General features: G+C 45.9%; 22 protein-coding genes. 20 read left to right on the top strand and 2 right to left on the bottom strand.

Annotation, left to right across the window (positions count from 1 at the left end; genetic code table 11):
• Nucleotides 1-26 precede the first annotated feature (26 nt).
• From PJF56_RS02345 to PJF56_RS02335, 3 genes are all read left to right on the top strand, one after another.
• Nucleotides 27-431: a TMEM165/GDT1 family protein gene (locus PJF56_RS02345; protein WP_283761028.1), complete on the top strand. Its 405-nt coding sequence runs from the start codon at nt 27-29 to the stop codon at nt 429-431.
• 170 nt (nt 432-601) lie between these two features.
• Nucleotides 602-1,186 carry an RNA 2'-phosphotransferase gene (locus PJF56_RS02340; RefSeq protein ID WP_283761027.1) on the top strand — a complete coding sequence of 195 codons (585 nt, stop codon included), beginning with the start codon at nt 602-604 and terminating at the stop codon, nt 1,184-1,186.
• A 40-nt stretch (nt 1,187-1,226) separates the two neighbouring features.
• Nucleotides 1,227-2,483, top strand: a complete 1,257-nt coding sequence (locus PJF56_RS02335; protein WP_283761026.1) for an AAA family ATPase — start codon at nt 1,227-1,229, stop codon at nt 2,481-2,483.
• A 38-nt stretch (nt 2,484-2,521) separates the two neighbouring features.
• Here PJF56_RS02335 and PJF56_RS02330 read toward each other — a convergent pair whose 3' ends face one another.
• Complete coding sequence (locus PJF56_RS02330; protein ID WP_283761025.1) at nt 2,522-3,253, bottom strand: phytochelatin synthase family protein; 732 nt, start codon at nt 3,251-3,253, stop codon at nt 2,522-2,524.
• Nucleotides 3,254-3,415: 162 nt separating this feature from the next.
• Here PJF56_RS02330 and PJF56_RS02325 point away from each other — a divergent pair, with 162 nt between their 5' ends.
• From PJF56_RS02325 to PJF56_RS02315, 3 genes are all read left to right on the top strand, one after another.
• Nucleotides 3,416-4,720 (top strand): glucose-1-phosphate adenylyltransferase, encoded by a 1,305-nt coding sequence (locus PJF56_RS02325; protein ID WP_283761024.1) that lies wholly within the window; start codon nt 3,416-3,418, stop codon nt 4,718-4,720.
• Between the two features lie 3 nt (nt 4,721-4,723).
• The gene (locus PJF56_RS02320; RefSeq protein WP_283761023.1) at nt 4,724-5,212 is read left to right on the top strand and encodes an AAA family ATPase; all 489 of its coding nucleotides are present in this window, start codon (nt 4,724-4,726) and stop codon (nt 5,210-5,212) included.
• 188 nt (nt 5,213-5,400) lie between these two features.
• Nucleotides 5,401-6,429 carry a DnaJ C-terminal domain-containing protein gene (locus tag PJF56_RS02315; protein ID WP_283761022.1) on the top strand — a complete coding sequence of 343 codons (1,029 nt, stop codon included), beginning with the start codon at nt 5,401-5,403 and terminating at the stop codon, nt 6,427-6,429.
• A 26-nt stretch (nt 6,430-6,455) separates the two neighbouring features.
• Here PJF56_RS02315 and PJF56_RS02310 read toward each other — a convergent pair whose 3' ends face one another.
• The gene (locus PJF56_RS02310; protein ID WP_283761021.1) at nt 6,456-6,998 is read right to left on the bottom strand and encodes a peroxiredoxin family protein; all 543 of its coding nucleotides are present in this window, start codon (nt 6,996-6,998) and stop codon (nt 6,456-6,458) included.
• A gap of 179 nt (nt 6,999-7,177) precedes the next feature.
• Here PJF56_RS02310 and PJF56_RS02305 point away from each other — a divergent pair, with 179 nt between their 5' ends.
• From PJF56_RS02305 to PJF56_RS02240, 14 genes are all read left to right on the top strand, one after another.
• A complete protein-coding gene (locus tag PJF56_RS02305; protein WP_283761020.1) occupies nt 7,178-8,629 on the top strand; it encodes a polysaccharide deacetylase family protein in 1,452 nt (483 codons plus the stop codon).
• 167 nt (nt 8,630-8,796) lie between these two features.
• A complete protein-coding gene (locus tag PJF56_RS02300) occupies nt 8,797-10,089 on the top strand; it encodes a glutamate-5-semialdehyde dehydrogenase (RefSeq protein WP_283761019.1) in 1,293 nt (430 codons plus the stop codon).
• Between the two features lie 163 nt (nt 10,090-10,252).
• Nucleotides 10,253-11,089, top strand: a complete 837-nt coding sequence (locus tag PJF56_RS02295) for an ABC transporter permease (RefSeq protein WP_283761018.1) — start codon at nt 10,253-10,255, stop codon at nt 11,087-11,089.
• A gap of 554 nt (nt 11,090-11,643) precedes the next feature.
• Nucleotides 11,644-13,305 (top strand): hypothetical protein, encoded by a 1,662-nt coding sequence (locus tag PJF56_RS02290; protein WP_283761017.1) that lies wholly within the window; start codon nt 11,644-11,646, stop codon nt 13,303-13,305.
• A 19-nt stretch (nt 13,306-13,324) separates the two neighbouring features.
• The gene (locus PJF56_RS02285; protein WP_283761016.1) at nt 13,325-16,414 is read left to right on the top strand and encodes an alpha-mannosidase; all 3,090 of its coding nucleotides are present in this window, start codon (nt 13,325-13,327) and stop codon (nt 16,412-16,414) included.
• A gap of 161 nt (nt 16,415-16,575) precedes the next feature.
• Nucleotides 16,576-16,857, top strand: coding sequence for an RNA-binding regulator (gene rbp, locus PJF56_RS02280; protein ID WP_283761015.1), 282 nt, complete (start codon nt 16,576-16,578; stop codon nt 16,855-16,857).
• A 30-nt stretch (nt 16,858-16,887) separates the two neighbouring features.
• Complete coding sequence (locus PJF56_RS02275) at nt 16,888-17,034, top strand: hypothetical protein (RefSeq protein WP_283761014.1); 147 nt, start codon at nt 16,888-16,890, stop codon at nt 17,032-17,034.
• A 104-nt stretch (nt 17,035-17,138) separates the two neighbouring features.
• The gene (gene rbp, locus PJF56_RS02270) at nt 17,139-17,429 is read left to right on the top strand and encodes an RNA-binding regulator (RefSeq protein ID WP_283761013.1); all 291 of its coding nucleotides are present in this window, start codon (nt 17,139-17,141) and stop codon (nt 17,427-17,429) included.
• Nucleotides 17,430-17,559: 130 nt separating this feature from the next.
• Nucleotides 17,560-17,847: an RNA-binding regulator gene (rbp, locus tag PJF56_RS02265; RefSeq protein WP_283761012.1), complete on the top strand. Its 288-nt coding sequence runs from the start codon at nt 17,560-17,562 to the stop codon at nt 17,845-17,847.
• 313 nt (nt 17,848-18,160) lie between these two features.
• The gene (cbiQ, locus tag PJF56_RS02260) at nt 18,161-18,931 is read left to right on the top strand and encodes a cobalt ECF transporter T component CbiQ (RefSeq protein WP_283761011.1); all 771 of its coding nucleotides are present in this window, start codon (nt 18,161-18,163) and stop codon (nt 18,929-18,931) included.
• 36 nt (nt 18,932-18,967) lie between these two features.
• Nucleotides 18,968-21,196 carry an ATP-binding protein gene (locus tag PJF56_RS02255; RefSeq protein ID WP_283761010.1) on the top strand — a complete coding sequence of 743 codons (2,229 nt, stop codon included), beginning with the start codon at nt 18,968-18,970 and terminating at the stop codon, nt 21,194-21,196.
• Between the two features lie 111 nt (nt 21,197-21,307).
• Nucleotides 21,308-21,748 (top strand): response regulator, encoded by a 441-nt coding sequence (locus PJF56_RS02250; protein WP_283761009.1) that lies wholly within the window; start codon nt 21,308-21,310, stop codon nt 21,746-21,748.
• Between the two features lie 143 nt (nt 21,749-21,891).
• Entirely contained in the window at nt 21,892-24,141 is a 2,250-nt protein-coding gene (locus PJF56_RS02245; RefSeq protein WP_283761008.1) for an EAL domain-containing protein, read from the top strand.
• A 132-nt stretch (nt 24,142-24,273) separates the two neighbouring features.
• Nucleotides 24,274-25,275 carry a GNAT family N-acetyltransferase gene (locus tag PJF56_RS02240; protein WP_283761007.1) on the top strand — a complete coding sequence of 334 codons (1,002 nt, stop codon included), beginning with the start codon at nt 24,274-24,276 and terminating at the stop codon, nt 25,273-25,275.
• Nucleotides 25,276-25,353: the final 78 nt, after the last annotated feature.

Here is a 25,353-nt window from a genome sequence, read left to right as displayed (position 1 = left end):
GGGGTCGGGAATCAGGAGCCGATTTTATGTTACTCTGTAGTGCAAGTTATGATAAGCGATCGCCAAGCGCGAAACGGAGTTTTATCGCTGTGACCCTCAATCCTCCTGATACCCTGAAAAAAGAACCGGACACTGCCCCCAAAGGACGTAAACCTGCTACTCGGATTTTTCTGTCTACGTTCATCACCATTTTTTTGGCCGAGATTGGGGATAAAACTCAAGTCACTACCCTGCTGATGACCGCAGAATCCCATGCTCCTTGGATTGTTTTCCTGGGTGCAGGTAGTGCTTTAGTCTTAACCAGTTTTCTGGGGGTCTGGTTGGGTCAGTGGTTAGCCTCCCATCTGACTCCTCGTCTCCTCGATACCTTGGGTGGAGGGGTTTTGTTGGTTATTTCCGTGGCACTGTTGTGGGATATGTTACAGATTTAAGGGGAGAGAGAAGGGTTAATGAACTTAAGAGAGGCGATAAAACTCCGTTTCGCTCACGCGATCGCCCAAATTGACAAGCAAACCTAAAGCTTGTAGTATGAATGTAGTATATCGCCAGCCTTTCTCTTTAATCATCTGATTTTTTCACCGTATCCACCCTGATAAGATTCATGACTCCAAACCGTTTAACTCAGATCGGCAAATATCTCAGTAAACATCTGCGTCATCAACCCGAACGGATTGGATTAACCCTGGAGATGGGAGGTTGGGTGGAGGTGCATCAACTGCTCCACGCTTGTCGCAATCATCAATTTCCCATTGCTTTTATCGAATTAGAGGAAGTGGTAAACAATAATGATAAAAAACGTTTTTCTTTTAACGAAACCCAGACCAAAATCCGTGCCAATCAAGGTCATAGCTATCCTGTAGATTTACAACTAGAACCCATCGAACCACCGCCGATCCTTTACCATGGCACACATAAAAAAGCGATTCAATCCATCCTCAAAAATGGACTGTTGAAACAATCCAGGCATCACGTTCATCTATCGCTAGACCTACCAACCGCCATCCAAGTCGGTCAACGGCGCGGTAAACCCGTCGTCTTAGAAATTGCCACCCAAACCATGTGCGATCGAGGTTACTGCTTTTACCGATCCGATAATGGAGTCTGGTTAGTCGAAAGTGTACCACCAGAGTATCTCAAAATTATCCCCAACCCTAGGAAAGACAAGCCTAAGCTGATGACCGTTTAACGGTTGATTGTTGAGAAAACGCCTATTTTATCCGTAAATTATGGACTCTTTTTATTTCGATTATCCTCCAAGCTATCCGAACTCTAACAACCAAGCTCAAAGTCGAGGGTTATTGAGCAGTGGCTGGCGACCTTTAAATCGTGAATTTGATTGGGAGCATTTTTCATATTTACTCGCCAATGACTTTTGGGAACTCAACAACAAAACCATGGGAGCCATGAGTGACTTGGCTGATGCTCTGGGTCGGAACCAGTATGCTTGGTGGGCGAATATTTTCAACCTCTTTTCTGAAAATACCCGCTATAACCTGGAAGAGTATTGGGATTATATTACGCCCCAGCCCCCGTTTCCGGACTATCGCTATAAGGATGTGTTGATGACGGAAACGCCTGTAGTACAATCAGTGAGTCGCGATCGCATTCCCATTGATTTCGTCCTCAACCGTCTACAAGAAATCACCGTCTTCAAAATCCTGGCTATCCTGGATAAACCCGACGTAATCACCCAATACTATCTTGACCGCTACTTCTACTATCCCATCAATCGATTCAGCCAAAAAACCGGCATTAACTCCTCCTCTAGCAAATCCTCCAAAGACTTTTGGGAGCGTCTAGAAATCCTGGGAACCGTCTATGCGTGCTGGGAAGAAGCCAAAGTATGGCTACAAGTCGAAAACATGGGACGGGGAAAACGGCGCTATACTCTCATTGCCAACAACATTGCCCCCTTGGTCAATAAAGCCACCTATAACCTAGCGGTCATGCTCAGTGGCTATCAAAGTCGAGTCGGACAAGTGCAAAGCCACTTTCCGATTCGCACCTTTCCCGCCGATATCCAAGGATTTACGGACACTGTACAACAAGCCATCCTCGACCAACAACAACTGGCCATTCTTGTTCATGGGGAACCCGGAACCGGCAAAACCGCCTGGACGCAAGCGGTGGCCAAAGAAATTCTCATGCCCCTAGGATATGTGATTTTCATCCTCGATCATGATGCGGTGGAAAACTTTGTGCCTCCCACCTATCTGGAAAAAATTTGTCTGGTGATCAACGAAGCGGATAATCTGGCCCAAGACCGTTCTGTGACTGCCCGTCACGACCATACTAAAACCGAGCATATCTTGAGTTTATTAGATGGAACCCTCTATCAAAGCGTTATTGATGAAGACGGGATTCAACTGCAACAACGGCTCGTGGTGATGATGACCTGCAACACCACAGAACGCCTCGATCGCGCCATGCTGCGTAAAGGTCGAGTCGATCTGATGCATCACTTTGCCCATCACTTTGTCTAATTAGTTGCCTCGATCTGCTGGCCAACTCCCCTGGTTTGCTAGTCATCTCTTGAGGTGACTAGCACTAACCCCCTGGTTTTCCCCGAAACTGAATCTAGAGTGCGGGTGGAGTTCCAGAGATCTTCAGCACTGACCCAAATTGGAGGATACTTATAGCGGGCCACATCCAGAATTAGGAAGCGATCGCTCTGACGATGATAAGCCGCTACTGGAGAAATATGGCCGCCTAACTCCTGTTCAATCGACTTTCGCAGATAATTCACCAGGACAAAATCATCCGGTTGTTGTAAATTTTTCACCATTAACTGGCGAAATTCCTGTAAACTCACATCACCCCCGTGATAGACCTGAGTGTTCACCGGATAACGGGCTAAAAAAGCCCCTAACTCTTCTAACGTCATCCCTTGCCTAGCGATCGTCTCTTGAGTAATCACCCGATCCGTTTTACGGTTAAAAATATTCTCTTGAGTAAACCGCTTCCGACCATACTCCAGTGCATCCGGAGCCTCAATACCCAAAGCATTCAACACCATTACCATACTCGCCACCCCACAAAATGCCTGATTTTGCTGGGTTTCAAACTGAATGCTCAACGGTAGATAATCTTCGCGAGCGCGGCTGTCGATTAACCACTCCTCTCCTAGTGATGAATCCAACTCAATTAACCGTTCAGCAAGGGGCAAAGTTTGGGCAACCGTTCTGCCCCCCAGCAGAACCATCCCTAAAACCAGGATAGAGAGAGGACGACGAATATTGAACAATCGATACATTGGTATTTTCCCCAGAGACGACCTTCAATTAAAAATTAACAATTCCCCTAATATAACCGTTCCTTAACCCAAGCTTCTCGGCGATCCCCCTTGCCAACTGCCCGGTTCAGTCAGACACTGGACTAGGAAGGCTATTAGTTTTTGATATAAGAGGGTTTTTTCGTGAAAAATGTCTTAGGGATTATTCTTGGAGGAGGGGCAGGAACCAGACTGTACCCTCTGACCAAATTACGGGCTAAACCGGCTGTACCGTTAGCCGGTAAATACCGGTTGATTGATATTCCCGTTAGTAACTGTGTCAACTCCGAGATTTACAAAATCTACGTTCTCACTCAATTCAACTCGGCTTCTCTGAACCGCCATGTAACCCGTGCTTACAGCTTTTCTAGTTTTTCGGAAGGCTTTGTAGAAATCCTGGCGGCTCAACAAACGGCAAGCGATCGCACCAGTTGGTTTGAAGGAACTGCCGACGCGGTGCGTAAATACCTGTGGTTAGTAGAAGAATGGGATATTGATGAATACTTAATCCTATCGGGGGATCATCTGTACCGTATGGATTATCGGGATTTCATCAACTACCACCGGGAAAGCCAGGCTGATGTTACTCTGTCAGTGGTTCCCATCGATGAAGAGCGAGCCTCTGATTTTGGGTTAATGAAAATCGATGATACCGGACGCATCATTGATTTCAGCGAGAAACCCAAGGGAGACGATCTCAAGAAAATGGCAGTGGATACCACCGTTTTGGGACTGTCCCCAGAAGAAGCGAAACAAAAGCCCTATATTGCCTCCATGGGGATTTATATCTTCAACAAGGATTTGATGGGTAAACTGCTTACAGAAAATCCCGATCAAAAAGATTTTGGTAAGGAAGTTCTCCCCTTTGCCGCGACTCAGGGTTATAAAGTGCAGGCTTACCTGTTTAATGATTATTGGGAAGATATCGGAACGATTAAAGCGTTTTATGACGCGAACCTGGCGCTGACGGAACAACCGACACCCCCGTTTAGCTTCTATAATGAAATCGCCCCGATTTACAGCCGTTCCCGGTTCCTACCTCCCTCTAAGTTGTTAGATGCGAAGGTCACTGAATCGATTGTGGCGGAGGGCTGTATTCTCAAGAATTGCACAATCCATCATTCGGTTTTGGGTGTGCGATCGCGCGTAGAAGGCGATTGTGTGGTCGAAGATTCCATGCTCATGGGGGCAGACTTCTACGAACCCTTTGCCGAGCGTCAATCTGGGATTCAGCAAGGAAAAATTCCCGTCGGTATTGGTGAAGGAAGCACCATCCGAGGGGCAATTATTGATAAGAATGCTCACATTGGTCGCAATGTGCAAATTATCAATAAAGACCATGTGGAAGAAGGCAACAATGAAGAGACTGAAAAGCTGGGCTTCTTGATTCGTGGTGGAGTCGTTGTGATTATCAAAAATGCCACGATTCCTGATGGCACGGTGATTTAAGATATGACTGACTGCTGCCGACTGATTATTTTAATTGGTCTTCCAGGTAGCGGGAAATCCACCCTAGCTTACCAGTTGATGGCGGCCTGGCCGACCTATCGACTGGTTTCTACTGATGCCATTCGCGGGCAGTTGTTTGGCGATCCGGCGGTTCAAGGGGATTGGCGTTTAGTTTGGGATCGGGTGAGGTTGCAGTTTCAATCGGCTCTACTTGAAGGAGCCTCGACGATTTATGATGCAACTAATGTCAAACGAGGAAACCGTCATGATGTGATTAACCTCGGCCGTGAGTTGGGGTTTTCTTCGATTACTGGGATTTGGATTAGGACGCGGTTACAGGAGTGTTTGGCGAGAAATCGATCGCGCGATCGCCAGGTTCCCGAAGAGGTTATCTTAAGCATGTACCGCCAGCTCTGGGGTGCTACTCCGAGCCTGAGCGAAGGAATGGATCATTTGATTTTTTATCAACCCAGGCGATCGCCGGAAGTCTAGAAACCGGGTTTCTCAAGCAAGATTGGGGTTGAGCGTCCGAAAGGGTGACACCAACCCGGTTTCTGTATGGGGTTCGGAAATTGCGATCGCAACCGAACTGCGAGCCAGACTCAACCTTTGATACTCTTAAGCTGATATTGCTATATAAACCCATTAGACTAAAGACACAACAGCGTTAAGGAGTGTATATGGTGGCTACTGATTTTAAGGACTACTATTCCGTGTTGGGGGTTAGTCGCACTGCGAGTGCGGATGAGATTAAGAAGAGTTTCCGTCGTCTAGCCCGGAAATACCACCCGGATATGAATCCTGGAAATCAGAAAGCGGAGGCTCGGTTTAAGGAAGTTAGCGAAGCCTACGAAGTCCTGTCAGATCCGGAAAAGCGCAAAAAATACGACCAGTTTGGCCAATATTGGAAGCAAGCGGGTACATCGTCGGCTTATGGACGGGGTGCTTCTCCTGGTGTAGACTTTAATGGCTTTGATTTTAGTCAATATACGACCTTTGATGAGTTTATTAATGAACTCCTCGGACGCATGGGCACGGGCAGCCCTGGAGCAACTGCGGGCCGCAGAACGAACTATAATTCCAACTATAATTACCGCACCACCGGACGCTCTACGGGATTTGGTGGATTTGAGGATTTTGCCAGTTATGGAGCGCCTCCGAAAACCAGTAATGTCTCTCAAGAGGCTTCTATTGTCCTCTCCTTTGCAGAAGCCTTTCATGGAGTCCAAAAGCGAATTAACTTAGGGCTTCAAGAAGTGATTGAGGTGCGGATTCCTCCCGGAGCGAAACCCGGTACTCGCATTCGAGTGCGGGGGAAAGGTAGTGTCAACCCGCAGACAGCACAACGGGGAGATTTGTATTTAACCGTGTCGTTGCAACCCCATAGCTTTTTCCAGTTTGAGGGAGATAATTTAGTCTGTGAGTTGCCCATTTCTCCTGAAGAGGCGGTTTTAGGAGCCAGTATAGAAGTCCCCACCCCCGATGGACGGGTTCAGATGAGTATTCCGGCGGGGATTCGTCATGGGCAATCCTTGCGTTTGCGGGGTAAGGGATGGCCGAATCCGAAAGGTGCGAGAGGGGATCAGTTGGTGAAAATTGCGATCGCCGTTCCCAAAACTCTCAGTAAAAGCGAACGGGAATGTTACGAGAAACTCAAAACCCTTCGCACCCAGAATCCAAGAGCCAATTTTGGATCGGTTCGACTCTAACTTCTCATCCGACTTGTTAGATCGGATTAGAGTCCATCTAAAACGGTCAGTAAGGTCTGAATCTCTGCATTAGGGTGAAGGAAGGAAAAGAGGTGCTTGTAGCGCAAAATTCCCCGGTTATCGAGGACAAATTGGGCCGGCAGGGGTGCGCCCAAAGCTTGGCCGACAGCATAGGCGCGGAAGGTGATACAGTCGGGATCGCAGAGTAGAGGCATTTTCAGGCCTAAATCTCGAACCACGATTTCGCTCTGTTGGGCATCGGTGCTAGTAATTAATAGCACTTCTGCGCCCCGATCCGTAAACGCTTCATACTGTTCATTCAGTTCTTTGATGTGGGGAAAGCAGAGGGGACAGTATTGTTTCTCCGTGAAAATGCGGGTAAACGCAACGATCGCCGGTTTTCGATCGCGATACTCAGACAGACGCACCGTTCCCCCCTGGGTGATATTGGGCAGTTGAAAATCAGGGGGCATCAATCCCACATCCCAACGACTGGTTGCGGGAATCGGGAAGAAATTGCTGGCAAAGCGTTGATTGAGTAAACCGCGAAAGTCTGTAGAAGTAACCATTTTATCTAATGGGTGATGGTTCTTAAGGTAGCAATTATAGTCGATAATACTATTTTATCCTATTGTTTGCACCAATGATTTAAAAATACAAAAAGAACCCTCTTTTTCCGGTCATGGCTGATAAGCTATAGATCAAAGACTCAGAAAATTCCCAGTCAAAATACCGCCCTCTAAACCCCATGACTCTAACCTCCTTACCTCCTATCTGTGGCTCTGAAGCAGAAATCACTACCCTTGTCCAAGAACAAACGCCCATCTATGGCTCTACATCCACCTGGAATATCAACCAAATTAGCGCCGCCTTTGCTTGTGCCTTGCATATGCATCAACCCACCATTCCCGCCGGTGAAAATGGGGCATTAATCAGTAATTTGCACTATATGTTTGACCGTCCCCAAGAAGGAGATAATCATAACGCGGCTCCCTTCGCTTGGTGTTATCAACGGATGGGAGAATTTATCCCGCAATTGGTTAACCAAGGCAGTCATCCACGCATCATGTTGGATTATTCGGGTAACCTACTTTGGGGATTACAACAAATGGGGCGCGAGGATATTCTAGAGTCACTCAAAACCTTGACAAAATCCCCTTATTCTGATTGCGTGGAATGGTTGGGTACGATGTGGAGTCATGCCGTGGTTCCCTCTACACCGATTCCCGATATTAAATTGCATATCCTGGCGTGGCAACATCAATTTAGGGCAATTTTTGGTACAGAAGCGCTCAAGCGAGTTAAGGGGTTTTCGCCGCCAGAAATGCATCTTCCTAACCATCCCGATACCTTGTATGAATATATTAAAGCCTTGAAAGACTGTGGCTATCGTTGGTTATTGGTACAGGAAAGTTCAGTCGAGCGTTTAGAGGGTAGTCCCCTACATCATGACGATAAATATGTACCCAATTGTTTGATCGCTCGAAATTCTCAAGGAAAAGAAATCGGGATTACGGCTCTGATTAAAACCCAAGGTTCGGATACGAAATTAGTGGCGCAAATGCAACCCTATCATGAAGCAAAAACGCGCTCTAGAAAAACCTTGGGAAATTTGGATGTCCCCAGTTGCGTTAGCCAAATTGCTGATGGTGAAAATGGGGGCGTGATGATGAATGAATATCCCCGTGATTTTATTCCGGTTTGGGAGGAGATTAAAGGAAATGGTCGAGAGAAGGAGGGAGTAGTGGGATTAAATGGTACGGAATATTTAGAGTTGCTGGAAAATGCCGGAGTGAAGCGAGAAGATTATCCCCGGTGTCAGGCGGTACAGCAGCATAAAATTTGGCAAATGGTGGGGGATGATGTGACTCCAGAGAGGGTGCAAACGGTGTTAAGTCAATTAAAGGAAACCGATCCCCAGTTCGATCTCGATGGAGCCTCTTGGACGAATGATATTAGTTGGGTGCAAGGCTATGAAAATGTCTTAGAACCGATGCAGCATTTAAGTGCTTTGTTTCATCAGAAGTATGATGCTTTGGTGGAACAAGATCCAACGGTGACTCAAAAGCCAGAGTATCAAGAGGCGCTGCTTTATGTTTTGCTGCTGGAAACGAGTTGTTTTCGCTATTGGGGACAGGGGACTTGGACTGATTATGCGCGAATATTGTATGAGCGGGGGATGGAGAGGTTGAAGTCTTAAAACCTACGTTAAAATTTACGGCTGATGGGGAATGGGTATTGGTGAGAAGTTCAAGGGATGTGGTAAACTTTTGGAAATCCTGGCTTCTGGTTTGAGGTAGAGATAATATCAAGTCCGGAAAAATAACCCTAATACCGATCGGGAAAACTGTTAATTTTTAATGACTTATGGCTTCTCCTACATTAATTGAACTTGCCCAAAAGACGCGACAAGGAGCGCGTCAGTTAGCTGGCTTAACGACAGAAGAGAAAAATCAGGCGATTGAGGCGATCGCCCAATCCTTGGAACAGGCTACACCGGAAATTGTAGCCGCAAACCAAGCCGACTGTGAAGCTGCAACTGCCGCAGGGATTGCAAAACCGCTTTATCATCGCCTGAAATTGGATGAAACGAAGCTGAAAACCAATATCGCTGGGGTGCGGGATGTACAAAAGTTACCCGATCCGGTGGGTAGGGTACAAATCCATCGGGAGCTAGATGAAGGTTTGGTTCTGAAGCGGATCAGTTGTCCGTTGGGGGTTTTGGGTGTTATTTTTGAAGCGCGTCCGGAAGCTGCGATCCAGATTTCTACCCTGGCGATTAAGTCGGGCAATGGGGTGATTCTCAAGGGTGGAAAGGAGGCGCTACAGTCTTGTGAGGCGATTGTGAAGGCGATTCGCCAAGGGTTATCGCAAACGGCGGTGAGTCCGGATGTGGTGCAACTTTTGACCAGCCGTGAGGAGACGGTGGCGCTGTTGAAGTTAGACCCATATGTGGATCTGATTATTCCTAGGGGTTCTAATTCCTTTGTGCGTTTTGTGCAGGAGAATACCAATATTCCGGTGTTGGGTCACGCTGATGGTGTTTGTCACCTGTATCTGGATGAATCTGCGGAGAGGGAAAAGGCGATCGCCATTACGGTGGATGCTAAAACCCAATATCCGGCTGCCTGTAACGCCATCGAAACCCTGTTAGTGCATCGCTCCTGCGCTCCGCAAATTCTGCCCCCGGTTGCCCAAGCGCTACAGGAAAAAGGGGTAAAATTACTTGGAGATGAGGCCAGTGTTGAATTGCTAGGGATTCCCGCAGCCACAGAAGCAGACTGGTCTACGGAATACAGCGATCTGATTTTGGCGATTAAACAGGTGGACTCTCTAGAGGAGGCGCTGAATCATATTAATACTTATGGATCTAAGCATACTGATGCGATCGTCACCGAAAACCCCCAAGCGGCGCAACTGTTCCTCAATCAAGTTGATGCTGCGGGGGTATATCATAACTGTTCCACCCGGTTTGCCGACGGGTTCCGCTACGGTTTTGGCGCAGAAGTCGGCATCAGTACCCAACAAATGCCCCCACGCGGCCCGGTAGGATTAGAAGGGTTAATCACCTATAAATATCAGGTCACCGGTAACGGTCATATTTCCGCTACCTACTCCGGAGCGAATGCCAAACCCTTTACCCACAGGGATATGGGGTAGGGAGATGGGGAGATGGGGAGATGGGGAGATGGGGAGACGCGGGGACGCGGGGACGCGGGGACACGGGGACGCGGGGACGCGGGGACGCGGAGAGAGTCAATCACTCATTACTCATTACTCATTACTCATTACTTATTACTCATTACTCATTACTTATTCTCCCATGACACAATCTCTCCAACCACCTGAAGAAACGGTAATCCCTGACTCCTTGGGGAGTAAATCTAAATTGTCCTTTTCCTGGCAAATTGGGTTTACCCTGGTGATGTTTGGGTTTATGTACTTACCCATTGCCGTCTTAGCCTTTTATAGTTTTAACCAATCTGCCTATAGTGCCAATTGGAAAGGCTTTACCTTTGATTGGTATGTGAAATTATTCTCGGATGGGAGAATTTTATCCTCTCTGCAAAATAGCTTAATTGTGGCCTTTTGTGCCGTGGGCATTTCGGCGGTGTTGGGCACTCTGATGGCGGTGGGATTAGCGAAATATCAGTTTCGGGGGAAATCTCTGTATTTGGGAGTTTCCTATTTACCTCTAATTATTCCGGATATTGCGATCGCCGTTGCCACCCTCGTCTTCCTTGCCGTCTTTGCCATTCCCCTCAACCTCTGGACAATTGTCGCCGCTCATATCGTCTTTTGCCTCGCCTATATTGCCCTCGTCGTCTCCACCCGACTGGCAGATTTAGACCCGCACCTGGAAGAAGCCGCCCTAGACTTAGGTGCAACGCCATTTAACGCCTTTATTCAAGTTCTCTTACCCCAATTAATTCCTGGTATTGTCTCCGGTTGCCTCCTGGCATTTGTCCTCAGCATGGATGATTTCCTGATCGCCAGTTTCACCGCAGGCAGTGGCTTCAACACCCTGCCCATGGAAATCTTTAGCCGCATCAGAACCGGCGTAAAACCCGATATTAACGCCCTCAGCGTGATCCTGATTGTCATGTCCGGATTAGTGGCATTCCTGGGCGAATTTTGGCGCTATAAGAGTGAGAAATAAATGGGATTTAGGGGTCTTCTGATAGAAGAGGATCAGAGCAACCATGTCCAGCCAGAGTATCGAGCGCTTTTGGTTACCGAAGAATTGGGTTTAAAGCCCCGTCCTTAAAGGACGGCTTTGTGTTAAGATGTAAGAGGTTTGAATCCCCTGAGTGGGCGGTAGTAAAATAGCTTAGGCTTGAACCCTTGAACTCAAAAGTCAGCGCAAGAGACAAAAAAGTAGGGTAGCGAAAACCTCGTAAAACATAGCGCAGTAAGTCTTCAAAAAGACGGAATGAAAACCCATAAGAGTTTTTGTCACAAGACAGGTAGGGTAGGGCAGACCCGAACCTCTCCTAAAATGGAGAAACGCTTGGAGAGTGAACCCCTAAAGGACATCTAGATAACAAGTGATCTTCTAGCAAGTTCGGTTCAGATATAATCGTGTAAGACCTAAGTAGAGGTGACTTGAAAGGGCTGTGATTAGCTCAAGAATCCCCGTACCTTTAGATCGGGGAGTGTCAAAATAGCCATACACTGTTTCGTTTTCTCCCGGTTGAAGGGTTTCGGCTGACTATGGTGACTCAACAGGAGTGTAGCCCACTCCAAGTTCTCAGAAAGCATCTCCAAAAAACACTCAATAGCAAACTCCCCTATGGTGGGCAAGCGTTTCGGGTTCAATGTTTACTACAAAAAGGCAGTTTAATGGTTTTAGCCCAACATAGGGCTAAAATTCAACCCGATGTTGAACGGATCGTTGTCCAACTGCAAGAGGATATACAGAACTATCGCCCCTGGATTAGTCATCAGGGACGGATCTTTGTGCGGGTTGCTGGGGAAAAACGGCCTTACTTTTGGCGATCGTTTAAGCTTGAGGAGCAAAGTACGGCTCAATCCTTGCCAGAAGCCACACCTGCTCGCTCCCAGTCTCTTCCCCCAACTCAAAATTCTTCCCGTTTATCGATGTGGGCTTGGGGAATTGGGGGGCTGTTAGGGCTGATGGTGGCTGGAGGGATCATGTATATGATGACTCGTCCCTGTGCGATCGCCACTTGTGTTCCCCTGGAAACCGCCCAACGTCTGCGCCAAGTCGCCGTGCAAACCTCGGAAACGACGGATAACCCCCAAAAATTAATACAAGCGCAACAACAGTTAGAACAAGCGATCGCCCAAGCCAAAAGTATTCCCGTTTGGTCTCCCTATTTTCAACAGGCTCAAGACTTTGTGCGCGTCAATGAACAGCGCTTTGATAACCTCAATTATATCGTCACCGCCTTTTCCCAAGCCACGGAAGCCGCTCAACTGAGCCTTAACCCACCCCATCCTCTAGAAACTTGGCAAACAGTCGAGAACCTTTGGCAGGGAGCTATTCAAAATTTAGAACAAGCCTTGAGTGCTGAAACCCTCTATCCCTTAGTCAACATTAAGCTCAAAGAATATCAACAAAATTTAGAAGCCATCCAAAACCGTATCCAAGTTGAACAGCAAGCGAACCAAAATTTAGAACGGGCAAAACAAGCCGCCGATCTGGCCAAAACTCGTCAAGGAATTGCCCAATCCTTAGAAAATTGGCAACAAGCCTATGCCAGTTGGGAAACGGCCATTAATGGCTTGAGAAATATTCCCCAAGGGACTCAAGCCCAGGTGGAAGCGAGTCAACTGTTGGATGTTTATAAAACTCAGTTTCAAGCCAGCCGGGAACGACTCTTAAAAGAAGAAATTGCCAGCAAAACTTATGAGGAAGCGTTAACCTTGGCCGATAAAGCAAAGGACTTTGAACAAAACCAAGAACTCGCCCTAGCGGTGGGTCATTGGAGTCAAGCTTTAAATTATTTACAGCAAGTCCCCAGGGATAGTTTTTATTATAGTAAAGCCTCTCCTTTGATGAATGCTTATCAAGGGTCGTTACAATTAGCGGAGAATAAACTTCAGCAAGCCAATCGTTTGGAACAAGCCCGGAATGATTTAAATCAAACTTGTGCGGGGTTACCGAAAATTTGTGAATATACGGTGAGTGATAATTTATTAAAAGTTACTTTAACGTCTGATTATGTGACCACAGTTCGCCAAACCCTAATTCAAGCGAGGGGAAGTGGAGATTTAACTACGTTTACTTCTGTGGATGAGCATGTGAAAAGTGTACAAAATGCCTTGGAAAGTATCAGTCAAACGGCGGGGGTTGCGTTGGAGTTATACGATCCGGAAGGGACACTGATGGGGACTCATGTTCCCAATTAAGTTAATTTCTGATGGAATCATGGATTTTGCTTTATTTCAACAAACGCTGGATCGGTTGCGATCGCTCACTTACCTGGATTTACAATCCCAATGGTTATGCTCTGCTGAAGATCTACCCATCAACCAGGGGATTAATCCCGATGTTTGGTCGTCCTGGACTCCGGTTGAGATCAATGCCAAAGGGCATGTGGCTTGGGAAAAGGGGCAGGTTCTCTGGTTTGGCCAACGGTTTACGGTTCCCCCACAGTTGCAAGGGTATCCCCTAGAGGGATTAGGCCTGAGATGGAGCCTAATGTGGTGGGCGGAAGTGGCGCAGGTGTTTGTGAATGGGAACTGTGTCCAGGAGGGGGATCTGTTTGATTGCGCCACTCGGATTTTATTGAGTCCCGAAGTTGCCCCTGGAATGGGGTTTAATTTGGCTGTGCGCTTGGTGAGTCCGGGGCACGATCGGGGGGCTATGGTGCGGAGTTTAGCCGTGTTTGAGGGGAAAATAGGGCACGATCCGGGGTTTATTGCCGATGAGCTGGAATGCTTGCGCTTGTGTGGGGCGGATGACCCGGTTTTTTTGCAGGGATTGATGGGGGCAATTTCTAAGTTAGACTGGTTTAGAGTTAGCGATCGCCCAGAATTCAATCGCCAGTTAGAAAGGTTAGGCGATCGGCTTTTGTCTCTCCATCTTCCTCCAACTCCGCAGATTTTCCTGCTCGGCCATGCTCATCTCGATTTAGCCTGGTTATGGCCAGTTTCTGAAACCTGGGAAGCAGCCGAGCGCACCTTTACCTCCGTGTTGCAATTGCAGGCAGAATTTCCCCAGCTTACGTTTGGCCATTCTACCCCGGCTTTATATGCTTGGCTCGAAGAACATCAGCCCCATTTATTTGCAGCCATTCAAAATCGAGTACGGGAGGGGAGATGGGAAATCATTGCTGGATTGTGGGTAGAACCGGAATTTAATTTAGTTAGTGGCGAGTCAATTATTCGTCAAGTGTTGTATGGACAACGTTATGTTCGCGATCGTTTTGGAGTGCTGAATCGGGTGGCTTGGTTGCCAGATAGTTTTGGATTTTGTTGGCAATTACCCCAAATTTTTAAGTTAGGAAAAATTGATTATTTTGTCACTCAAAAGCTGCGTTGGAATGATACAAATCAGTTTCCCCATGAGGTGTTTTGGTGGCAAGGTTTGGATGGCACTCAGATATTAAGCCTGATGTCTGTACCCATTGGCGAAGGGATTGATTTGGTGAAGTTAACTGGTTATGCCATGGCAGCCAAAGAGAAGACCGGAAAGGCGCAAGTGCTGGGTTTACCAGGGGTTGGCGATCATGGAGGGGGGCCGAGTCGGGATATGCTGGAGATTGGGAAGCGATCGCTCGACTCTCGTTTTTTTCCTCGCCTTCAGTTTACCACCGCCCATAGTTATTTAGATCGTTTAGCCCAAGAAAAAGACTATCCAATTTGGACAGATGAGTTATATTTAGAGTTTCATCGGGGCTGTTATACCAGTCACGCCGATCAGAAATATTATAATCGTCGATGTGAGCGGTTGTTATATCAGGCAGAACTCTGGTCAAGTTGTGCAAGTTTGTTAGCTGACTATGAGTATCCGCAATCCCGGTTAGAGCAGGCATGGAAAGCGGTTTTATTTAATCAATTTCATGATATTTTACCGGGTTCTTCTATTCCGGAAGTGTTTCAAGAAGCCAATCACACCTGGAAGAGGGTTATTGAGACAACAGAAGAAATCATGCAGCAGGCTTTGGAGGCGATCGCAACTCAAATCGTTCTCCCGGAACCTCCCCAGTTTCCGGCGCAACCGATGCTGATTTTTAATCCTCTCAATTGGTCGCGATCTGAGGTCGTTTCTGTGGCTCTTCCGGATGGGTTTTTGTCTGCTCAAGTTTGGGATACAGAAGGGAAAGAGTTAAGCAGCCAAGTTGAGGGTAACTCCATCTATTTTTGGGTTCCCGATCTTCCTTCAGTGGGCTATCAACTGGTTTGGTTAGTCCCCAGTTCTAAGCCGGTAGACTCAGTTCAGTTTCCTCCCCAGTTCATCCTGGAAAACGATGCGCTCAGAGTTGAAATCGATCCCCAAACGGGGGATATCCTAGAGTTGCGCGATCGCCCCAACCATCGCTCTGTTCTTAGGGGATTGGGCAATCAACTGCAAGGATTTGGCGATCGGGGGCAATATTGGGATGCTTGGAATATCGATCCAGAGTATGAAACCCATTCTTTACCGCCAACAGAGTTAGAGTCTATCACCTGGATCGCTTATGGCGAACTGGTGAAAACGATTCAAGTGGTTCGCCGGTTGGGAGACTCAACATTAACTCAAAACTATACCGTATTAGCCCATGAAAATCAACTCAGAATCACCAGTCATGTAGATTGGCAAGACCGCCACACCCTACTGAAAGTGGGCTTTCCGCTCCAGTTACGCGCTGATGTTATTACCTATGAAATTCCCTGCGGTGCAATTCGCCGCTCTACCCGTTCTCAGACTCAGGAAGAACAGGCTAAATGGGAAGTACCGGCGCTCAATTGGGCCGATTTAACCGATGAGGAACAAGAGTATGGGGTTAGTCTTTTAACGGATTATAAATCCGGGTACGATCCCCACCCGGATCGATTACGATTGAGTTTATTACGTGGCTCAACTTGGCCCGATCCAGAGGCAGATTTTGGGGAGCATGAATTCAAGTATGCTCTCTATCCCCATGCCGGGAGTTGGGAAGCCGCAGGAACGGTCAAACGGGGATATGAATTTAACTGTCCCTTATCCGTTTATCTAGGCCCTGTATCTAAGGGGTATAAAACCAGAAATTTGGGTGTCAAATCGAGTTTTTGGGAGTTCTCGGCCGACGGGTTTATTTTGACGGCTTTTAAGAGGGCGGAGGACAACCGGCACCATTGGATTATCCGAGGTTATGAGTGCCAAGGGAAAAGGGATATTCTGACTAGGAAGAATAACTTAGGTCTCCATGGGGGGAAGAGGGTTAATTTATTAGAAGAAGAGGAGCAAAACCAGGGCTTACAGATTAACCCTTGGGAAATTCTGACCCTGAAGTTATGGAACCCGACTGCTTCAGAAGGGCGATCGCCTTTCTGAAGCATCAGAAAAATTAATATGATTCAGAATTGTTACCCTATGCTAAACTAAGAGGTGAAGATTAAAATCGGTAGATGACTTGGTTCACTTTAATTGGCTTGAAGGGTAAGAGTATCTCCGAATCTAAAACTTCGATACGCTATTGATTCTAGAGTGAGTTCATGACTGTATATATTGGTAACCTTTCTTTTCAGGCCGAAGAAGAGGATCTCAGGGAGATCTTTCAAGACTATGGCACAGTGACCAACGTTTTTCTGCCGACTGACCGGGACACAGGGAAGAAGCGGGGTTTTGCCTTTGTAGATATGAGTTCGGAAGACGAAGAGCAACAGGCCATAGAGACCCTCGATGGAGCAGAATGGATGGGGAGAGTGATTAAAGTCAATAAGGCGAAACCTCGCGAATCCCGTCGTGATAACCGCAGTCGAGGTGCTTCTCGCTAAGTCCCCAGCCTGATGTGGGGAGCTTTTACCTTGACTAAGGGAGAAGACTTGAGGGGAGGGCGATCGCCGAAAACAGGTGAGTCTTGGATCGGGAAGGTCGCCAACCCAATTTTGGCCAAAACCAGTAGCCAAAAAGAATCTAAAGAGATCGGCAATATCAGCCCTAGTCTGTGCTAAACTATCTACTGAAGACTAAAATCGGTAGATCACTGTGTTTGTGTTAATGCTTGGCGTATCTCCGAATAGAAACTTCTGCACCTAATTGATTCCGGAGGTATCGCGTGTCCGTTTATATTGGAAATTTATCCTACAACTTAGAAGAAGATGATGTGAGAGAAGTCTTTGCTGAATATGGCAGTGTAACGCGGGTGAGTTTGCCCATCGATCGTGAAACTGGACGTAAGCGTGGCTTTGGCTTTGTGGAAATGCAAACTGAAGCTGAAGAAGAGAAAGCCATTGATGAACTCGATGGAGCTGAATGGATGGAGCGGGTTTTGAAGGTGAATAAAGCCAAACCCCGTGAAAACCGGTCAAACAATCGAGATCGAGGATTTTCTGGTTCACGCCGCTAAGACGCAACATCAACAATAAAGGATTCAGACAGAACAAGATTGGACTTCGGAACTGAATCCTTTGTGACTCAAACCCTATGATACTTAGTCAACTCATAGGGTTACATGCAATTGATTCTAGAGGTAATTCATGACTATTTATATCGGTAATTTATCCTATGATGCCACAGAAGAAGACCTGAAATTGGTGTTTACCGACTACGGTTCTGTTAAGCGTGTCACTTTACCAACGGACCGGGAAACGGGACGCATTAGGGGATTTGGTTTTGTAGACATGGAAAATGAATCGGATGAACAAAGTGCCATTTCTACCCTGGATGGGGCAGAATGGATGGGTCGCCAGATCAAAGTCAATAAAGCAAAACCCCGTGAGGATAGAGATAGACGGGAGAAATTTTCTCGCTCGCGGAGCTACTAAAAAACTGATACAGCGCTTTGGGCTGTGGCGGACATCTATCCGCCGCAGTCGGAAACGCGCGGCAGAAGGGTAATGGGTAATTGGAAAACTATTTTTCACGCTATAATGCCCATTTTTCAAGCTTTTCATGGGAAGGCCTTCTCAAGGAAAATTGCGATTTAGCCTAAAGCCGATCAGTTTTATCTGATAAGCATATACCAATATAGAGAAAAACGTTCAGACACAGAAAGCACAGAGACTCAATCTTGGTGTTATTTGTGTCTTTTTTCAGGCCTTGGTTTAAGGTCTAAGGTTTCTGGAGTGCCAATTTTCGATGAGATTAGAACTGGATACTTACGCAGATCTCAACTCTCCCGTACATCGTTGGGAACCTCGATGTAAGTTAATTGGATTAATGGGGTTAATTTTTTCTTTCTCAGGGATTCAATCTTTAGTCTTGTTACCGGTAATGTCGGGAATTACCTGGGTTTTATACGCAATATCTCAGTTACCTTGGTCTTTTTTGCGCCAACGTTTGCGCTATCCGGGTTGGTTTTTGTTAGGAATTGTAATCTTTTTACCCTTTATCGCTGGGGAAACGGTGTTGTGGGAATGGGGCATGGTTTCATTGCGTTTGGAGGGGTGTTTGGCAGTGCTTTTAATTAGCGTGCGGTTTGTTTGTATTTTGGTGGTGGCACTGATTTTGTTTGGTACAGCGCCATTTTTGACGATGATTAAGGCTATGGGGCAATTGGGTTTGCCGTCGGTTTTAGGGGATATGATGCTTCTGAGCTATCGTTACTTAACGGAATTTGGCGATCGCCTGAAAACCCTGAAAACGGCTTCTCGTTTGCGGGGGTTTGATGGAAAGCACTTGAGTTGGCGACACCTTCAAATCTTAGCCGCTTTAATGGGAACCCTGTTGGTGAGAACTTACGAACAGTCGGAAAGAGTTTATCAGGCCATGCGTTTGCGTGGGTATGGTCACAGTCGTGGCATGTTAAAATATAGCTTATCGATTGCTCCCCTAGATCGCATAGCGACTATCGGAGTGCTGGGAATTGCCCTAGGGTTGGCGATCGCGCAAAGGATTCTTAACTCTTGATCCTGGCTGTTCCTGATTACTGAGTTGGAATATCCCATGTTACTCAACGATGGCCAAGACATCCCCCCCTACGAACAAGATATTGCTCGTATTGGCTCCATTCAAAGCTATGGGGCTTTAATTGCTCTAGACGAACACACCTTCAGGGTGATTTACGTCAGTGAGAACATTGGCGATCTTTTCGGACTGACTCCGAACGAATTACTCGGTCAGAGGGTAGATATACTGATTTCTGAAGGGCACTTAAAAGAGGCGCTCGCTCAATTACCAGCCTCTCCAAGTCTGCCCGTCTATGCCCAACTTCCCATCCAACACCACAATTTTCCATCTCTCCCTGTCTTCCTTCATCGCAACTTAGATCGTCAAATTATTCTAGAATTTGAGAAAACTTCATCCGTAAAATCTTTCGATCTTTTTTCTACATTAGATATCACGCAAGACGTTAGTCAAAAACTTAAAAATGCTTCCAATTTACAACGTTCTTGTGAAATTCTAGCGGAAGAAATTAAAACAATTATGCAGTTCGATCGAGTAATGATTTATCAATACGATCGAGACTTTAATGGTAAAGTTATTGCTGAAGCCAAAAACTCCGATATAGAACCCTTTCTCGGTTTACATTTTCCCCGACAAGATACCCAGCCTACCTTAGCAATATTAGAAAAAATTTGGGTAAGATTAATTCCTGATGTAGCAGCAGAAAGAGTTCCTGTACTTGCCGATCGCTCGTCCGTAGGCGATAGAGATTTGAATTTAAGCTATGCAACTTTAAGAGGGGTGTCCAGTTGTCATCAGGAATATCTGAAAAATATGGATGTTGACGCTACCCTAGTTTTTTCTTTAAAGAAACAAAATCAGTTATGGGGATTAGTCGCTTGCCATCATTATAACCCCAAATATCTGCCCCATGAGGTCAGAAAAATTGGTGAATTTATTTGTCAATTTTTCTCCTTAGAACTACGAACTAAAACTGAACATCAAATCTATGAATATCGAGTAGAATCAACAAGCATTCAATCTCAACTTCTCGCATTTATGGGTCAAGATCATACATTGATTGATGGCCTAGTCAAGCATCACCCCAATTTATTAGATTTAGTCAACGCACAAGGAGCAGCAGTTTTCTGGAATGGCTTGCAGACAACCATAGGAGTAACGCCAGAACCAAAACAGATTGAACGGTTAATTGAATGGCTCAGTCTCGATCGGGAAAACAATCTTTTTTATACTCAAAATTTATCACAGGACTATCCTGAAGCCAAAGCATTTCAGCTTATAGCAGTGGGCTTGTTAGCTCTGCATATCCCCCAAAATAACTATCTACTCTGGTTTCGCCCAGAAGTGCTACAGACAGTCCATTGGGGAGGAAATCCTTATGAGACTTATCGAGAAACCAGGGATGCATACAACAAATTGAAGTTATCACCTCGCAATTCATTTGAAGCCTGGAAAGAAATTATTCGAGGTGAATCTTTGCCCTGGGAACCCCATGAAATTGAAGCGGTGAAAGAGCTACGCAAATCATTGATTCATATTATTTTAAATCAAGTGGATGAATTATCCAAATTGACGAAAGAGCTAGAGCGCTCTAATGCGGATCTGGAAAAATTTGCTTATATTGCCTCCCATGATTTGCAAGAACCTTTGAATCTGATTGGCAGTTATGTGGAATTGCTAGAAATGCGTTATGAAGATCGATTCGATCAAGATGGCAAAGATTTCCTGGGGTTTGTGGTGGAAGGAGTAACCCATATGCAAGGGTTGATTGATGATTTATTAGCCTATTCGAGGGTGGGCAGAAAAGCAGATGGATTTGCTTTAATCCATGCGGAGGAGAGTCTGAAGCGGAGTTTGAGTCATTTACAGGTTCGGATTGCCCAAGTGGGGGCCCAGATTACTTATGATGCTCTTCCAGAGATTGTGGCTGATTCGACCCAATTAACGCAACTGTTTCAGAATTTAATGAGTAATGCCCTTAAGTTTCACCGAGATAACAGTCCTAAGATTCATATCGGAGTTCGAGAAGATACAGAAGAATGGCTATTTTGGGTGGAGGATAATGGTATTGGTATTGATAAAGAAATGACGGATCGTATTTTTACGATTTTTCAGCGCCTCCATACCCGTGAAGAATACCCAGGTACGGGGATTGGACTAGCTATTTGTAAAAAAATAGTTGAGTTCCACGGAGGGAAAATATGGGTTGAATCGAAACTGGGTGAAGGGTCAACTTTTTACTTTACCATCCCTAAGCAGATTGTCTAGGCGCTGAATGGTTTGGTGGGGAATAAGTTAGACTTGACATTGTATATGCCGATGATTATGATTGCTGCAAAGTAGTTAAAATTTTGTAATAAAAAACGGCTGTAACTTAAAATGACTCATTTGGAGCAAGCTCATCGGATTTTAATGATCGAGGATAATTCGGCCCATGTGCGTTTAATTCAAGAAGGGTTCAAGAAGATGACAGAACCTTATCAAATTCAGTCTGTGGGTAATGGAGTAGATGCGATCGCTTATTTGCGTTCGGAACCCCCGTTTACGGAACGCACTCTCCCTGATTTGGTACTGCTAGACTTAAATTTACCTCGAAAAAATGGTCGAGAAGTGTTAGCCGAAATCAAAGCCGATCCGAATCTTAAACATATTCCAGTCTTGATTTTAAGCACGTCTCAACGGCTAGAAGATATCCAAGAAACTTACAATTTACATGCGAATTGTTATCTTCATAAACCGAATAATCTCAAGCAACTTTTTCATCTGGTTGAACAAATTGAAACGTTTTGGTTTCGTACAGTTTCTCTTCCCATTGCTTGATCCCCTAGAGTTTTTACGGAAAGTTAAGTTTTGTAAAATAACTATAAATTTAATCTTATGGTGGAGAAAAAGTGTTCTAAAATGTGAAGGTAAGCCCAAAAGTAGTCTAAGCTACTATTTTTGTTTAAAAAGGGTGATGCACTGTGGAAGATCCCTTAATTCAAATCCTGTTAATTGAAGACAATCGAGCTGAAGCTCGTCTGCTACAGGAGCGTTTGAAACAAGCACCCTCGATGGGGGTTGAGGTGACCCATGTGAGTCGGTTGTCAGAAGCCCTTGAGCAACTGGAAGCGCAGGTGTTTAAGGTGGTCTTACTGGATCTGAGTTTACCGGATGCACAAGGACTAGAGTCTTTGAGTCCTCTAATCGAGAAAGCGCCAGATGTGGCGATTATTGTACTCACCAATAATACAGATAGTGTCTTGGCGGTCGATGCAGTGCGCCAAGGGGCGCAGGATTATTTGATTAAACGCCAGTTAAATACGGAGTTGCTGATGCGATCGCTACGTTATGCGATTGAACGTAAGCAAGCTTCTGATGCTTTGCGGAAAGTGAACGAAACCCTAGAGCAGCGAGTGATTCAGCGCACCAGTGACCTGGTGCAAACCAATGTGCGCTTGCAACAAGAGATTAGCGATCGCCGGAACCTGGAACAAGCACTTCAACAAGAAAAGGAACTGGCTCAAATCACCCTCAACTCGATTGGGGATGCGGTTATTGTCACCAATATCTATCACCAAATTGAATCTCTTAACCCAGTGGCTGAAAAGCTGATTGGTTTAACCAGTCATGTCACTCAAGGCAAATCGGTCAGTGAAATTTTCTCCACCAGCGATGTTAACCAAAAACCGATTCAAATCCTGATGCATCAAAGCCTGACTACGGGCAGGATCATTAAAGTCTCTAACTACACCCTTTATTCTAAGAGCGATCGCCAACCCTACATTATCGAACTCTCTATTGCTCCCATCCGCTTAAAGGGCGATCGCATGGTGGGAACTGTGATCGTTTGCCGAGATGTCACCTCAGCCCGTAAGCTTGCCCATCAACTCTCTTGGCAAGCCAGCCACGATCCCCTCACGGGCTTAATTAATCGACGGGAATTTGAGCAATGTCTCAAAGCCGCTCTCCAGGAAACCCATCACTTGAATCAACAACATATTTTATGCTATTTAGACTTAGACCAATTCAAAATTGTCAATGATACCTGTGGTCATTCTGCTGGCGATAAACTCCTGCGTCAAATTACTGGAGTTCTCCAAAGTAAAATTCGCAAAACGGATACCTTTGCCCGTTTAGGGGGCGATGAATTTGGGTTATTGTTGCATTACTGTTCCCTAGGTGAAGGGCAAAAAGTGGCCCAGAAAATCATTGAAACGATTCAAAATTTTCGATTTGTTTGGGAAGATAAACTATTTACGATAGGAGTCAGTATTGGCTTAGTCCCAATCGATCGATCGATTGACAATGAACATATTGCCCTGAGTGCAGCCGATACGGCCATGTATGCGGCTAAAGATGGGGGACGCAACCGCATTCACATCTATCAAATTGAAGATCGAGAAGTGGTTAAACGTCAAGGTGATATGCAATGGGTAGCTCGCATTAATCAAGCCTTAGAAGAAGATCGGTTCTGCTTGTATGTTCAACAGATTATTGCCCTCAATTCTGCGTCGAAGATGCGACCTTGCGGTGAATTATTTATCCGTATGATTGATGGCAGTGGAACTATAATTCCTCCTATGGCATTTCTCCCAGCCGCAGAACGGTATGACCTGATGCCAGCGATCGATCGCTGGGTAATCCGCAATTTATTTCAAAAGTTATCGACTCATATGAGTCAAGGATCGGCAAGTCAATCGACTCGCCTTGCAAAGCCGATTTATTTAGTCAATTTATCGGGAGCAAGTTTTAATGACTTTTCGTTTTTAGAGTTCCTCAAAGAGCAATTTTGGTTACATCACATTCCCCCCTCTCTGATTGGGTTTGAGATTACAGAAACTGTGGCGATTACCCACTTAAATCAGGCGATTAGATTTATTACGGAATTAAAAGAGTTGGGCTGTCAGTTTGCGTTGGATGATTTTGGCAGTGGTATGTCTTCGTTTACTTATTTGAAACAATTACCGATTGATTATTTGAAAATTGATGGGACGTTTATTAAAAGTTTGATTAACGATCCAGTTAATCGGGTGATGGTAGAATCGATTCAGCGTATTGCCCAAGTGATGGGGTTAAAGACGATTGCTGAATCGATTGAGAATAAAGAAATCCTGGAACAAGTGCAAGCCTTGGGGATTAACTATGCTCAGGGTTATGGGATTCATAAGCCCCATCTGTTTAGCTTGGAAAAAAAGTCGGAAGTTAGTTATTGGGTAATGGGGAATAGGTAATCCCCCCATCTCTCCATTCCCCCAAGAGATTGTAACGTTTTATGACAATTTTCGGGAATTTGCATAAAATCGCCTTGAAAAAATAGAGATCCCTATAGAAGCGCATAAATTTGATTGATTAGGGATGGAACTATGAATTATAGTTATCGACTGGCTACTCTGGAAGATGCAGAAGCGATCGCCCCCTTATGGGCTGAATTTGCCGCAGAGCGCCAAGATATTGACCCGTCTATGGGGGTGAAACCGAATTTTGACTTTGAGGCGTATATTCGCCATCAACTGGCTAAACCGCTCACCTATGGGTGGGTTTTGGAGGTTGAAGGGGCGATCGCCGGTTGCTTGATTATCTACTTCTATGATGAAGCTCCCCCTCCAGAGCTACCGGAGACTTTGGCGGTGGATCAAGATTTAGAAAGTCCGTTCATTTCCCGTCGGGTGGGTTCGGTGTTGGGATTGTATGTGAAACCGGAACATCGACAAGGAGAGGCTATCTCTAGTTTAGCAAAAACGGCGATCGCCAAAGCCGAAGAACTCAACGTCACCGATATCGACTTACTCATCAGCGCCGATCAAACCGGCATTCAAGCCCTACTCAAACGCTCTGGATTTACCCAAGCTGCCGTCCAATTTACCAAACATTATCCGCTTACCCCCAGTGCAGAGCTACCCCGACTGCATCCCCCCTATCCCGAAATGGATACCCCACCACCACCCCATCCCGATGCTATTCCCCTACGAGATACCGCCAGTGGGGATTTAATTTGCGATCGCCACGGCGATCCCGTCTTCATCTTTCCCTTAACCGATGCATCCGGAGAACTGATTAAAACCGACTCCGGATTACCCATTTATCCCACCCCCCTACGCGATCCCCAAACCCAAGAATTCATCTTCAGCGAACAAGGAAAACTCGTCACCTGTCCCGTCGTGCGCGACTCCACCGGCAACATTGTCGAATATCAAGGCATCGCCCAATTCCATCCCCCCGTTTATCAAGTCATCAATGGCAAAATCCACTTGCAGAAAAATGAGTCAGGAGAATTCCAATTTTGTGATATAGAGAAAGATGAACAGGGTGAATTAGTGCGATCGCCTTCCGGAATGCCCCTATTCAAAAAGGATTTGGTCACCTGATTTCGCCCTATCACCCGCCATTGTCCCGTAGGTTGGGTTGAACGAAGTGAAACCCAACATCAACCGAACCTATTGGTT

The sequence above is a fragment of the Roseofilum halophilum BLCC-M91 genome (assembly GCF_030068445.1).
GTDB lineage: Bacteria > Cyanobacteriota > Cyanobacteriia > Cyanobacteriales > Desertifilaceae > Roseofilum > Roseofilum halophilum.
This window is presented reverse-complemented; position numbering and strand designations above follow the sequence as displayed.

What these genes read in the sequence shown, in the direction of transcription:
- PJF56_RS02295 (WP_283761018.1), top strand. Translation starts at nt 10,253, where the DNA reads ATGACACAATCTCTCCAACCACCTGAAGAAACGGTAATCCCTGACTCC.
- PJF56_RS02310 (WP_283761021.1), bottom strand. Translation starts at nt 6,998, where the DNA reads ATGGTTACTTCTACAGACTTTCGCGGTTTACTCAATCAACGCTTTGCC.
- PJF56_RS02330 (WP_283761025.1), bottom strand. Translation starts at nt 3,253, where the DNA reads ATGTATCGATTGTTCAATATTCGTCGTCCTCTCTCTATCCTGGTTTTA.
- PJF56_RS02320 (WP_283761023.1), top strand. Translation starts at nt 4,724, where the DNA reads ATGACTGACTGCTGCCGACTGATTATTTTAATTGGTCTTCCAGGTAGC.
- PJF56_RS02335 (WP_283761026.1), top strand. Translation starts at nt 1,227, where the DNA reads ATGGACTCTTTTTATTTCGATTATCCTCCAAGCTATCCGAACTCTAAC.
- PJF56_RS02305 (WP_283761020.1), top strand. Translation starts at nt 7,178, where the DNA reads ATGACTCTAACCTCCTTACCTCCTATCTGTGGCTCTGAAGCAGAAATC.
- PJF56_RS02300 (WP_283761019.1), top strand. Translation starts at nt 8,797, where the DNA reads ATGGCTTCTCCTACATTAATTGAACTTGCCCAAAAGACGCGACAAGGA.
- PJF56_RS02345 (WP_283761028.1), top strand. Translation starts at nt 27, where the DNA reads ATGTTACTCTGTAGTGCAAGTTATGATAAGCGATCGCCAAGCGCGAAA.
- PJF56_RS02250 (WP_283761009.1), top strand. Translation starts at nt 21,308, where the DNA reads ATGACTCATTTGGAGCAAGCTCATCGGATTTTAATGATCGAGGATAAT.
- PJF56_RS02255 (WP_283761010.1), top strand. Translation starts at nt 18,968, where the DNA reads ATGTTACTCAACGATGGCCAAGACATCCCCCCCTACGAACAAGATATT.
- cbiQ (WP_283761011.1), top strand. Translation starts at nt 18,161, where the DNA reads ATGAGATTAGAACTGGATACTTACGCAGATCTCAACTCTCCCGTACAT.
- rbp (WP_283761015.1), top strand. Translation starts at nt 16,576, where the DNA reads ATGACTGTATATATTGGTAACCTTTCTTTTCAGGCCGAAGAAGAGGAT.
- PJF56_RS02290 (WP_283761017.1), top strand. Translation starts at nt 11,644, where the DNA reads ATGGTGACTCAACAGGAGTGTAGCCCACTCCAAGTTCTCAGAAAGCAT.
- rbp (WP_283761012.1), top strand. Translation starts at nt 17,560, where the DNA reads ATGACTATTTATATCGGTAATTTATCCTATGATGCCACAGAAGAAGAC.
- PJF56_RS02315 (WP_283761022.1), top strand. Translation starts at nt 5,401, where the DNA reads ATGGTGGCTACTGATTTTAAGGACTACTATTCCGTGTTGGGGGTTAGT.
- PJF56_RS02285 (WP_283761016.1), top strand. Translation starts at nt 13,325, where the DNA reads ATGGATTTTGCTTTATTTCAACAAACGCTGGATCGGTTGCGATCGCTC.
- PJF56_RS02240 (WP_283761007.1), top strand. Translation starts at nt 24,274, where the DNA reads ATGAATTATAGTTATCGACTGGCTACTCTGGAAGATGCAGAAGCGATC.
- PJF56_RS02340 (WP_283761027.1), top strand. Translation starts at nt 602, where the DNA reads ATGACTCCAAACCGTTTAACTCAGATCGGCAAATATCTCAGTAAACAT.